The sequence below is a fragment of the Acetobacter sp. DmW_125128 genome (assembly GCF_008704325.1).
Taxonomy (GTDB): domain Bacteria; phylum Pseudomonadota; class Alphaproteobacteria; order Acetobacterales; family Acetobacteraceae; genus Acetobacter; species Acetobacter oryzifermentans.
The window spans coordinates 1-12,721 of the sequence record NZ_VHOP01000008.1; the positions used below are offsets into that span (position 1 = coordinate 1).

At 51.8% G+C, this 12,721-nt stretch carries 10 protein-coding genes and 1 tRNA gene; 5 read left to right on the plus strand and 6 right to left on the minus strand.

The features are described 5' to 3' along the window. The first annotated feature begins 213 nt into the window (after window positions 1-213). On the plus strand, window positions 214-897 hold the full coding sequence (locus tag FKW19_RS02935; RefSeq protein WP_089178718.1) for a YoaK family protein: 684 nt from the start codon (window positions 214-216) through the stop codon (window positions 895-897). Between the two features lie 30 nt (window positions 898-927). Here the strand turns inward: FKW19_RS02935 and FKW19_RS02940 are convergent, their stop codons facing one another. The 6 genes from FKW19_RS02940 to FKW19_RS02965 form a co-directional block, all read right to left on the minus strand. Next, window positions 928-2,298 (minus strand): amino acid permease, encoded by a 1,371-nt coding sequence (locus FKW19_RS02940; protein ID WP_116100299.1) that lies wholly within the window; start codon window positions 2,296-2,298, stop codon window positions 928-930. A 71-nt stretch (window positions 2,299-2,369) separates the two neighbouring features. Beyond that, window positions 2,370-3,965, minus strand: a complete 1,596-nt coding sequence (locus FKW19_RS02945) for a hypothetical protein (protein ID WP_089178716.1) — start codon at window positions 3,963-3,965, stop codon at window positions 2,370-2,372. Window positions 3,966-4,703: 738 nt separating this feature from the next. Then, complete coding sequence (locus tag FKW19_RS02950) at window positions 4,704-4,976, minus strand: hypothetical protein (protein WP_035354085.1); 273 nt, start codon at window positions 4,974-4,976, stop codon at window positions 4,704-4,706. 319 nt (window positions 4,977-5,295) lie between these two features. After that, window positions 5,296-5,369, minus strand: a tRNA-Gly gene (locus tag FKW19_RS02955). Between the two features lie 54 nt (window positions 5,370-5,423). Beyond that, window positions 5,424-6,815: a DNA repair protein RadA gene (gene radA / locus FKW19_RS02960; protein ID WP_089178715.1), complete on the minus strand. Its 1,392-nt coding sequence runs from the start codon at window positions 6,813-6,815 to the stop codon at window positions 5,424-5,426. An 84-nt stretch (window positions 6,816-6,899) separates the two neighbouring features. Then, window positions 6,900-7,931 (minus strand): hypothetical protein, encoded by a 1,032-nt coding sequence (locus tag FKW19_RS02965; RefSeq protein WP_089178714.1) that lies wholly within the window; start codon window positions 7,929-7,931, stop codon window positions 6,900-6,902. A 207-nt stretch (window positions 7,932-8,138) separates the two neighbouring features. Between FKW19_RS02965 and FKW19_RS02970 the strand changes: the two genes are divergently transcribed. From FKW19_RS02970 to FKW19_RS02980, 4 genes are all read left to right on the plus strand, one after another. After that, window positions 8,139-8,924 (plus strand): ABC transporter permease, encoded by a 786-nt coding sequence (locus FKW19_RS02970; RefSeq protein WP_003629138.1) that lies wholly within the window; start codon window positions 8,139-8,141, stop codon window positions 8,922-8,924. Further along, the gene (locus FKW19_RS02975) at window positions 8,921-9,709 is read left to right on the plus strand and encodes an ABC transporter ATP-binding protein (RefSeq protein WP_006116305.1); all 789 of its coding nucleotides are present in this window, start codon (window positions 8,921-8,923) and stop codon (window positions 9,707-9,709) included. Before FKW19_RS02970 ends, FKW19_RS02975 begins: the two co-directional genes overlap by 4 nt. Before the next feature lie 88 nt (window positions 9,710-9,797). After that, window positions 9,798-9,947 carry a hypothetical protein gene (locus FKW19_RS15335; RefSeq protein WP_003629136.1) on the plus strand — a complete coding sequence of 50 codons (150 nt, stop codon included), beginning with the start codon at window positions 9,798-9,800 and terminating at the stop codon, window positions 9,945-9,947. 231 nt (window positions 9,948-10,178) lie between these two features. After that, complete coding sequence (locus FKW19_RS02980) at window positions 10,179-12,596, plus strand: mechanosensitive ion channel domain-containing protein (protein WP_089178713.1); 2,418 nt, start codon at window positions 10,179-10,181, stop codon at window positions 12,594-12,596. Window positions 12,597-12,721 lie beyond the last annotated feature (125 nt).

Genomic DNA, 12,721 nt, shown 5'->3' on the forward strand with positions numbered 1-12,721 from the left:
CGCAAAAACCGTCAATCAAATCGCCAAAACCCAGAAATTACCGGCCAAGCACATCAATCAAGGGTTCTTCGATCCCTCCACCTGTTTGGGGCATGGCACCTCTTACAAGAGATCATCTTTTCGTGAGCGGAGATGATGATATAACGCGCATCCTTCTATTACAAAACGCGTATAAAACCCCTCTTTTCATTCTTTTTCTTTAGAGGAGAAATCATGACAGCCCGTACGGGACATGATGCCAAGCTGGTTATTGCCATTCTGCTGGTAACAATGGCAATGGGCATGCTGGATGCCATATCCCTACTGCATCTGAAGATTTTTGCAGGATATATGACAGCCACCATTATTCTTATGGCTGTTAATATTGCCACTTCTCAGGCCATTGTTCTTTCTGGTCTGGAAGCCATTGCCTGCTACTTTACGGGGGCCGTTATTGGTGGCCGCCTGGTGCGGCGTGAGCGCCATACGCGCCTTGTGGTGGGTGACATTCTGTTAGGCGTTGGCTGTCTTGTAGGGCTGGCCGCATTTGTATGGTGTGCGCACATTAACGGCAGCATTTACATTACGCTGGGTATGCTCTCGCTTGCTATGGGGCTGCAAACTTCTGCCACACGCCATGCCAAACTGCCAGATATGGTGTTGCCAGCCGCTACAATGGTGCTGCATGGGCTGGCCCATAACAGCACAGTGGCCGGTGGCACAAATTCTGGCACATGGCGCAGATTAGCCGCTATTGCCAGCCTGTTTGTAGGTGCTGTTATTGGCACGCTGGTTTCTGATAAAAATGTTGGAATTGGTATTGCCGCAGCCGGTATGACCATTTTTGCGGCGGGTGGCCTGCTGCATTGGCGCCGGCACCCTCTTGCGCTGCATCTGGATAAACTGAGTATTCCCTAAACTGCGGGAATACTCAGTTAAACGTAAAGTTCAGCCAGCTTTTTTGTTATTGGTGGCAAAGTAAACGGCCATAAGGTAGCACACCACTGTGCTGCCCATGGTTGCCAGAGCCGTCATCCGTTCGGATGGGTTCAGCAGCATAGCCACAAACACCAGCACCACACCGGCCAGCGTAAGGTAATTGCACAGCGGAAAAAACGGCAACGTGTAATTTTCTGCTTCTGTGCCAGCCTGCCGTGCTGCCCGGCGCGTCACAATGTAAGATGTTACAATCAGACTGTAGATTAACAGAATAACGCCACCACTACAGCTTAGCAGGAAAGCAAAGATGGTGCCCGGTGCAAGAATGGATGAGAAAGCCACCAACGTACCCGCCACACTGCTAACGATAATGGCCTTACGCGGCACAACAGCAGCCGAACTCCGCGCCAGAAACGCCGGGGCATCACCCTGAGCAGCCAGCTCTGTCAGAATACGCGATGTAATATACATGGCGGAGTTCAGGCAGGATAAAATGGCGCTTAGCACCACAATGCGCATCAGCAGCCCCGCGCCCGGTACGCCCATAACATCCATAGCCGCCACAAAAGGTGACTTGCCAGCTACAATGTTTGTCCACGGCACCACAATCAGGATCATACCCACGGCGGCTACGTAAAACAGTGTAATACGGCGGCCAAGGCTGCGGGTTACGCGGGCCACATTTTTACCCGGCTCTGGAGATTCAGCCGCTGCCACTGTGGCAATTTCCGAACCCATCATGGTGAACAAAATGGTGGGAATAATAGAAAGGAGCGCCACAATACCATGCGGAAAAAGCCCGCCATGCCCCAGCAGGTTTTCCTTTACAGAAACGCCGGGCCCAAACACATGCGCCACATATAAAAGAGAAATAGCAATAAAGGCGATAATGCTGAAAACCTTAATGGCAGAAAGCCAGAATTCACATTCACCAAAAACACGGGGGGCAGCAAAGTTGATCAGTTTAAGAATAAGAATCAGCACAATAGAAAGCAGCCAAACCGGCAGATGCACCCAATCCTGTAACAAAATGGCGCCGGCTATGGCCTCACTGCCCAACACCACCACCCAGAAGAACCAGTAAAGCCACCCAGCGGTAAAGCCCACCTTATCTCCATGTGCGGCGCGAATATATTCCACAAAGGACCCACGCCCGGGGTCCGCCACAACCATTTCCCCCAGCATGCGCATCACCAGGATAACCAGAAATCCTACCAGCAGAAACGCCAGCAGAACCGCAGGCCCTGTTGCTGCAATGGCAGCGCCACTGCCAACAAACAGACCAGCCCCAATAGTGCCACCCAAAGCGATCATGGCAATGTGGCGATTACGCAGCCCGTCTGCAGGTTTTCCCGCAGGGAGGGTTGTCGGTTCGGGCATCAGGAAATCCTTTGTTCTTGTTATCCTGTAAGTGTTTCTACCCCAAAACGTTTTGTTTTGGGAAATCTTCGTTAAAAATGCTTGTAAAAATAGGCTTCCAGCACGCCTGCATGCCGCCCGATATTGTGCATGCGATACCCCGTTGGCACCCCCGCACGAGAAAGCGCACGCCCTGCCGGGCCACTAAAGGCCGTGCCTGCGGCAACAGCGGCTGATGTGGTTTCATCCAGCATATATTCGGCCGTAAAATCCACTTCGTTTGAAACATGGCGGCCCACGTTCTTCAGCCCCATGCCAGAGGGATACAGCAAGGAGAGATCGTAAAAATGCACACCCAGCTTAAGCTCATCCTTTTTACGAAACAGGTGCACCGGTGGCGTGCCTGTTAGATCAAACTGGTGCACTTCCAGATCAGAAAGTGGGGCCAGATACATGCCCACAATTTCACCCGGCCAGTAACCGCCATAGGTGTAGCGCTTACCATCGTACAAAAAGAACGTATCGTAATTGCGCTTAACCGAACCTTCGGCATTTTTGCCGCCGCCAAAGCGCGTGTACCGATAAAACAGATGCGGCTTCCACGGCAGCATGGAAAACGTATAGCCGGGTTCGAAAAACATGCCGTAGGCTTCTACAGATTTGTAGCCATTGCCTGGGTGGCTGTTCTGCTCGGATACAAAGTTGCCATAGAACGTAAAGTTCTTGGAAATTCCCAACACCTTAACGGGAAACAACGTGCCGCCCCAGCTTAGAGCCGCCACGTTCATGCCGTTACGATCTGCACGCGTGGAATAATCGTAATGAGATGACCCATCTGCATCGCGCACATGGAAGTAGGTTAACGTTACATACGCAGCACGATCTGCATATGTAGAACCCCCATGCCCACCGGGTTTGTTCTTGAACCAAGATACATCAAACCCAACAAACTTGGTTTTGGGGCGGTCATACCCGCGGTCAATGTCGTTGTCGGAATTACTTTCCAACATAAAGACATCCCCACGCACGGAATCACCTTCCAGCTTGATCACGCCGGGGCCAGAAAACGCATATCGCGGTGCATACCACCATGCGCCTCTATCACCCGCGCTGTAGGTGCCTTTACCAATCAGGAAGCCATCATCCACCGCAAAGGCCTGCCTGCCGCCCAGCACCGTAAGAATCTGGTTGCCACCTGCCATCTTTAACGGCACTTCTACGCCCAGATTGGCTTCTTCCAGATAAATGGAACGCGGCGTGCCAGATGTTTGCGAAACTTCTTCCGCATCACCATCACCCAACGTGGTGGCGCCAATGGCAGATGCCTTGCCAATAACGGTAAAGCCCCAGCCTGTTTGCCAAGACCCCATGAGCATAGGCTTGCCGTAAAATTCGCCATATGTGCTGTTTTTATGCCGCACTAAAGCGCCGGAAGATTTGGTGCCATAAGACCCTGCGCCAAAGTTGGTATTGGGCAGGAAAAAAGCAGACCCACCAATATCCAGCGCACCCTGAAGGGTGATCCCCTTAACGGAAACAAGCGTTTGTTCTGCCCGCACTTCCTCTGGAGCGGCAAAAGCAGCCAGACCAAGCGCTACCAAAGAACAGCTTGCCTTAACAAACCCGCGAGACCCACGGCACACTGAAGTGGCATGAGAGCGCGCATGCCGGACAAAGGAATTATTCATCATCAGCCCGCGCCTGCATGAAGTTGAAACCCAGACGCACACGCACAAAAAAAGCGATAAAGCCGTTTCTGTACAAAAATGATATCCTGCATCAGATATGCCACGTGTAGAGGATCTCCTTGTTGCAATCTGTTACGGGACAGATATGTATTGCATATACACATCTCTTTTTATAATCATCACACAACAATATATGATATTCAAGAGATTATAATAAAAAAATCTGAATCTTTTTTACTTCTATATTTTGTATAATCAAAATGTATTGTTAAATAATAAAAAGAGTATTTTGTATTTCTTTCATGTATTCCAAAACAAAGAATGCTTACCATATCGGATGTGAAACAATAATTTCATAAAAAAATATCTTGCCACATGCACAATGTACATGCGCTTGAGCACACATCTGCTTTCTTAGTGTGGTTTGATTCTATGCGCGATATGTATAATTCTTTGTCTTAAAAATAAAATAACATATATACTATATTAAAAATTTGAGAATTGCAGTTACTGTCATGAATATATTTTTATATATTTATATTGATTTTCTTATTTATTAAAAAACTTTAAATAATATGATACATATATATTACTCTCACACCAAAAATCGGAACAAGTAACGCTTTACACATTCCCATGCCGCAAACACTTGGTCATTCTGGAAGGGCAAAGAAGCCATGCCCTGTTCCAATGTTTTATGGACGCATGACACCAACATTAAAACAGGGCATTCCCACATTACTGCGGCATGCTTGGGTATTTTACGGGCACGTGTTCAGATATACCGCCATCCCACACACCACCTTTGGTGGTATCCGGCGTATCCGGGTCTTCCACCTTTACCTTCTTGGCTGCCCCACCATCCCATACACCGCCTTTGGTTGTATCGGGCTGATCCGGGTTTTTGACCTCAACATGTCTTGAGACACCACCATCCCATGTGGCTGCAGAAGCACTCTGTACAAACCCGAGGCCAAGAACAGCGACACACATATAAAGTGTCTTTTTCATTCCTCTCTCCTCGTTTAACAAAACTGTAACAGAATGTATTTCTTATTTGTTTATTTTCAACACGAGTACTGTGCATTCTCCGTATATCTGCTCTTTAAAAAAGCAGTAATCGTAAGCAGCTCCGCGCAGCCATATCGCCACAAAAAAAGGAACCCAAAAGGGTTCCTTGCTCATGATTTATCTTGTGTAGAGAACATATTTTGCGAAATAAGTACCTTCTCATATCCATTGGAAGAACAACGGCTGACCACCACCAGCACGGTATATCGTGCTACTAGCTGAGGCTCGCAATTTATTGATTTATTTGTCTTCGGGAAGTTGGAGCGGATGAAGGGAATCGAACCCTCGTATGCAGCTTGGGAAGCTGCCGTTCTACCATTGAACTACATCCGCATCTTTATGGCGCGCACTATATCGATACATCTTACAAAAAGCAACGTGTCAGTTTCACTCGGCTTCCATTTCCGCGCTCACCAGATCAGAAATATGGCCGATTTCGCGCAGATGCAGCCCCTCCGGCGGCCGAGAGCGCGTATTACCGCGTGCAATGCGCCGGGGCAGCACGGCACGGTCGAACCCCAGCTTGGCGGCTTCCTTCAAACGGGCATCAGCCTGCGCCACCTGCCGCACTTCGCCAGAAAGACCTACCTCGCCAAAATAAACCTCTCCGGGGCTGGTGGGCACGCCGCTGGCGGCAGAAACCAGAGCCGCTGCCACGGCCAGATCTGCCGCAGGTTCCGCCACTTTCAAACCCCCAGCTACGTTCAGATACACGTCCATGCCAGAAAGTTTGAGCCCGCAGCGTGTTTCCAGCACAGCCAGCAACATAGAAAGGCGGCCTGTATCCCACCCCACCACGGCGCGGCGTGGTGCGCCATCTCCACTTTTAGGGGCCAGTAGCGCCTGCACTTCCAACAAAACGGGGCGCGTGCCCTCTAGCCCGGCAAACACGGCAGACCCGGCAATATTACCCCGCCGTTCAGCCAGAAACAGAGCAGATGGGTTGCTAACTTCCTCCAGCCCGCGGTCTGTCATGGCAAACACGCCAATTTCATCTGTTGCGCCGTAGCGGTTTTTGGCCGCACGTAAAATACGAAACTGGTGGCCTCTATCGCCTTCAAAATACATCACGGCATCTACCATGTGCTCCAACACACGCGGGCCTGCCAGCGCACCTTCCTTGGTGACATGCCCCACCAGAATAAGGCTGAACCCCCGGCGCTTGGCCGTGCGTATCAGCTCAAACGCACAGGCCCGCACCTGAGAGACCGTACCCGGTGCGCTATCTATGGTTTCCAGCCACATGGTTTGGATAGAATCAATCACCACCGCCCGGACATCGGGTTCGGCTTCCAGCGTGGCCACAATATCTGCCACGTTAATAGATGCTGCCAAATCCAGCTTGGCCCCGGCCACACCTAAGCGTTGCGCCCGCAGGCGGATCTGATCTACCGCTTCTTCACCAGAAATATATAGCACTCGCTCGCCCTTGCCTGCCAATTTGCTGGCGGCCTGAAGCAGCAGGGTGGATTTGCCTATGCCGGGGTCTCCCCCCACAAGCACAACAGAGGCAGGCACAAGGCCACCGCCTAAAACCCGATCAAGCTCTGCAATACCTGTTTGGGTGCGCGGTGGAAGTTTGATCTCCCCTTCCAGCGCCTGTAGCGCCACGCGCCGCCCCTTGCCACCACGCACTGCGGCAGAAGATGCGGCCAAGGGTTCTACAGCCATTTCTTCCAGCGTGTTCCATTCACCGCAGGCATCGCACTGCCCTGCCCATTTGGCATGTACAGCGCCACAGTTGGTGCAAACATAGGTGCGGGAAGGTTTTTTAGCCATCAGGCAAGCTCTTGTGCTATCCAGTTCATGCCCTTGATGTGGAATAAAACGGGAACAAACTCAAGGGCTCGCGGAAACTGTTTTTTATGCGTAGCCCAATTGCGCGTTCAGATCGGCCATGCCGGACTTATGGAAATACGCCTCAAACACATCACACCACGGGTCTGGCTGCTGCCGAACCTTGCCCGAAAATGTTGGGGTGCGTGCACCATATGTCTGCACAAACGCGGCAGACAGGCGCTGCGTGAACTCTGGATTGATGGCCTGCAATTTTTCAATATTATGCGGCTGCAAATCACCCTGCTTCAGACTTTCATAACGCAGCACAATACTTTGGGGCGATGTATCAGCAAGCATCATGCGGGCCATCTGGCGCACATGCTCCAGCCCACGTTCATGCTCTACAGCTAAAAAGGCCGCCACGCGGGCATCGCCTTCCTGCTCACGCCAGAATTGGCCCAGAAAATCATCTGGCTCAGGCGGGATCATGTATAGCAAAAAGCGGAACATGCTTTTCATGATATCACGCAGGTTCCGCACAACAGAAAGCACCACAACGCCTTGGCTGCGCACATGGTCTATTACGTGCTGAAAATCACAATGCGCCACAACGTGCCCACCTTGCAGCGTGGCTGTTACCAGATCCAACGGGCAATACAGCCGCACGCTTTCGGGCATAATGTGCACACGTTCATCCGGCAGGCCACGGTAATCATCCACCACATCCTCTCCACCCAGATGCAGGCGGTGGGAAGGACAGCCTGCCGCCTTTAACGCAGCTTCCACATAATACGTGCCTGCCTTGGGAATGGTGTTGACCATAACGGGCGGCAGGCCCGGTGTTTCACACGTGTTTGTTGTTATCAGGGTGTTAAGATACAGGGGGTATCTGCGGCCTTCTACTGTGCCAGCCCACCCGTTTCCCGTTCGATGATACCGGCTGCTCACCTGCCCCTGCATATTCAGCAGGCACAGCTCCTCTCCATCCATACGCCATGTATGTTCGTTTTCGTGCCGATACCCGTAAAGCTGCCCATCGGGCAGAAAGACAACCTTGCCGTAATTGGTGGTGCAAGGAGACCCAAATACAAAAACAGAACGGGAAACATCATCCATAATTGAACACCCCTATAGAGTGCCATTGTGCAAAATGGCTGGGGGGTGTTTGCCACCTCTGTTCATAAATTTAAACAAATATTTATTATTGCAAGACCACCATCCCCCAACCCCACCACGCAACGATGCTTTGACGAACCCGCCCGCACGGGTTACGGCTCTGGAACTGCCTTTTCACACTTCAGCAGGAACGGACAGTCCACACTCATGGACATGGTGCTTGATCTTGTGGCCCGCCTTGGCCGCGCTACACTTTCCCTTATTCGCGCGGCGGGGGCTTTGGCCCTGTTTGCGGCTTCTGGGCTTTCGCACATTGTGCGCCCCCCGTTTTACGGCCGGGTATTTTTATCCACTTTTTTAGAAACGGGCTTTTTCTCTCTGCCTGTTGTAGCCCTTACGGCGCTATTTTCTGGCGGGGTAATTGCGCTGCAATCCTATACCGGGTTTGCACAATACCACGCCCAAAGCGCCATTGCCGGTATTGTGGTGCTGGCCGTTACGCGTGAACTGGGGCCTGTGCTGGCGGGCCTTATGGTAGCAGGCCGCGTAGGTGCCGCCATGGCTGCCCAGATTGGCACCATGCGTGTAACAGACCAGATAGACGCGCTTACAACCCTTTCCACCAACCCCATGAAGTATCTGGTTGCCCCACGTCTGCTGGCCGGGCTGATTGCCCTGCCCCTGCTGGTGTTGGTGGCAGACATACTGGGCGTTGCGGGTGGCTTTACTGTAGCGGTGGTGAAGCTGGGCTTTTCTGCCCCTGCTTACATTACAGCCACGCTCAACTCTCTTAAGGCCATTGATGTCACGGTGGGGTTAGTAAAGGCGGCGCTGTTTGGGTTCCTTATTGCGCTGATGGGCTGCTATTACGGCTACAACAGTAAAGGCGGGGCAGAAGGTGTGGGCTCTGCCACAACAGCCGCGGTGGTGGCAGCCTCCATCATGCTGCTGGCCTTTGATTACCTGCTGACAGACCTGTTCTTTTCACAATGAGCCAGACCATGACAGGCACCACGCCTAAAATCCGTATTCGGGACCTGCACAAATCCTTCGGCACCAAAAAGGTGTTGGATGGTGTTTCCATGGATGTTGCGCAAGGCACATCCTTTGTTGTTATCGGCGGATCTGGCTCGGGCAAATCCGTGCTGCTGCGCTGTATTCTGGGACTGATTACGCCAGATTCTGGCATTATTGAAATTGATGGCGAAAACGTTCTGGCCGCTCCGGAAAAACGGCGTGAAAAACTGCGCAGCGAAATTGGCATGCTCTTCCAGAACGCCGCGCTGTTTGACAGTTTGACCGTATGGGAAAACGTTACCTTCGGGCTACTGGCCCTGCATAAGATCACCCGCAAGAATGCCCGCAACCATGCAGGCACCATTCTGGCGCAGGTGGGGCTTGATCCTTCTGTAGGGGATTTATACCCCTCCGAACTTTCTGGCGGCATGCAAAAGCGGGTGGGCCTGGCCCGCGCCATTGCCGCCCAGCCAAATATTCTGTTTTTTGATGAACCCACCACTGGGCTAGACCCCATTATGGGCGCGGTCATTGATGGGCTGATTGTAGATTGCGTGAAAAAACTGGGCTCCACCGCCATTGCCATTACGCATGATATGGCCTCTGCCCAACGCATTGGGGATGAAGCCGCCATGCTCTACAAAGGCAAGTTGATCTGGCAGGGCGCGGCATCTTCCCTCATGAACAGCGGCAACCCGTATGTAGATCAGTTCACACACGGGCGGCGTGAAGGGCCCATCAGCATGGAATTGCGGCGTTAATCATACTTGGCTGCAATCTCCACTTGCCCGCGCTGCCCTGCAATGAGATAGAAAAAGCAGACAAAACGGGTAAGGGATATTCGGTAAGATGAAACGCGCGGTTCTGCTGCTAGCCTGCACCTTGGGACTATCCGCCTGTGGCATGTTCAGCTCCAGCGAACCAAAGCATCTGACCACAGCCGCTCAGTGGGAAAAATACGGGTATCATGATCACCTGAAAACTGGTGATGACGACTAACCCCACCTCTTTTCCGATAAGTTGATTTTCACCCCTGCCGCTACTGATGGCAGGGGTTTGCCTGTTGGAATGTGCACAGCATATATGCTGCCTGCACAAAACAGAAACTTGCACATACTCTCCTTATAACACCTCGCTGCTTGCTTAAAAGTGGCGCAACCCCCTCTTGCGCCGCTACGTTACGGACATAAGGGTTATTTTTTCCAGACACCTGAAACACAAGGTTTTCTGATGCGTTTGAAGCGGTTCTGTTCTTTTTTTCTATCGTGCTTTGTACTCACGCAGAGTGCCGTGCTTTTTGGCACCAGTTCCCCCCTTCTGGCAGCAGATACAGAAAATGCACCAGTTACAGCACCGGCCCCAACAACCCTTATTACCAATACTGCGGATATTGTTAGTAACAGCACGCTGGAAAGTATTGGCACAGAAATAAGCGCCATTTACCAAAGCAGCCAGCAGGAAAGAAGCAACGGCCAAAGCACAACAGAGCTTGCCACCCTGCTGCGCCGCGCCAATGCTGTGGCCACGCAAACAGATACCCTGCAAGCCCGCCTAAAACCCTATCAGGCGGTTTATCAGAACTTTCTGGATATTCTGGGCAAACCACCGGGCAAGGATGACCCCGCAGAACCGGCCTCCATTACCGAGCAGCGCACGCTTCTGCTCAAAAAGCAGCAGGATATCAATTCCCGCATGACGCGGCTTAAGCTGTATCAGGTAGAAGCCCAACAGCTTGTAAGTGAACTGCGCCAACATGGCACTGCCATACAGCAAGCCACCTTATGGCAGCGCTTTCCTTCACCGCTTGGGGTCAACTTCTGGTCTCAGTTTACCAATCATTTCCATGCAGACGCCACGCGGTTCAGCGCTCTAGGGGGTGAAGCCCTGGGGGTGCTGGGGGTAGCTTTTGCTGGCAAGCGCATTTTTATTTCTCTGGGTGGCATAGCACTTTCCGCTTTGCTTCTGGTGGGGTGGTTTTTCTCACACGGGATTATCCGCCGGGTGGTAGTGCGTTTTTTGCCTGCGGGGCGTATCCGCCCCATTATTGCAACTCTTATTTGTGGTGTGCTCAGCCTGCTGGCTTGGGGCTTTTCCTTTCAGATTGTGTGGAGCGTTCTAGCCTTTGATAACTCTGCGCTGGATGAAGATTTAAGCACGCTTGGCAGTATGATGGGCGCGCAGTTTCCGCTTTGCGGGCTTGTGATTGAACTGGGGTTTTGCCTGCTTTCACGCCATCCGGAATGGCGTATCTTTCCGATATCGGACGCCATTGCGCGTAATTTACGGCTGTTTCCGCTCTGGTTGGCAGGCGCGCTTATTATGCGCGGGTTCCTGCGTTATATTGATACGCAAAGCGGCATTTCCATGCTGTCCGTACAATTAATGGATGGCCTGTATGTGTTGGCTGTAAGCCCCCTGCTATTTGCCATTCCGCGGGAATTGCGCATTTCCGATCAAACAGAAGATACCCTCAGCCAACCTTCCCGCACTCAGTTTTTAATCAGTCTGGCTATGGGCATTTCCATTATCTGCTGGTTGGCTGTTTTTTCTGGCTACATTCCGCTGGCTTATACCATCATCTCATGGATAAGCATGATGGCTATCAGCATGACGGGCCTTTTGCTGCTTTCTCTTTTGGTTACGGCTATGGCCAGCACGCTTTTTCCGGCCAGTGCACCTTTGGGGCGGCATTTGGTAGAACTGGGCCTGCCCCCGCGGCTTGTAAACCAGATGTGTGTGGTGGTGCCCGGTATTGTAAATGTGCTGTTATTGGCCGTAGCTTATGCCGTTGCCACCAGCGGCGATGGGTTTGACCCACAGCAGATATGGCACCAGCTTTACTGGCTGTTTCATGGTCAGGCCAGCACCGATGGTTCCCACATCTCTCTGGATGCCATTTTGCTGTGCGCTGTGTTGCCGGTGGCAGGCTATTACACCATCAACATTTTAAAATCCTGGTTCAAGCAAAGGTTTTTCCCCACTACACGGTTGGATATCGGGGCGCAGGCCTCTATCCTGAGTATTCTAAGCTATGCAGCATGGATTTTAGTTGGCCTTAGCATGCTGGCGGTGCTGGGCGTTACCGTTAAAAGCATGACATGGGTTGTTAGCGCGCTTTCTGTGGGCATTGGCTTTGGCTTGCAATCCATTGTGCAAAACTTTGTTTCGGGCATTATCCTTATGGCCGAACGCCCGGTTTCCATTGGGGATGTTGTTACTATTGCGGGCGTTACCGGCACGGTGGAACGCATTAGCGTACGCTCTACCGATATCCGGCTAGAGGACAAATCCACCATGATTGTCCCTAACTCGCAGTTTATTACCTCGGCGGTTAAAAACGCTACACGGGCACAAAAGCCCGGTGTGTTTACCATAGAACTCAACCTGCCATTTGCATCTGATCTGGATAAAGCCATGGATGTCATGGCTCGCACTCTGGCCGCGTGCAAGGATGTGGATGAAAGCGTGCAGCCAAGTGTCAGCATGTCTTCTGTATCTGATGGCTCTGCCCTGCTGATTGGATCTGCCAAGGCCGCAAACGGCACAGACATAAAAGTTGTGCGCAGTGCTGCTCTTTTTGAAATCTGGAAGGCGTTTCAGGAAAACAAGATCCCGGTTACGGTGCGGCAAAACCTGATAACCGTTTAACAAGGCCACTCTATTCCTGCGGGCCACCTGTATGGCCCGCAGAAACCCTGCCACGTTGTGTTTTAGGAAAAACGCTGGCGCAATATATCTCTACGTTCGTGCAGTGGCACATACGCCACCACACA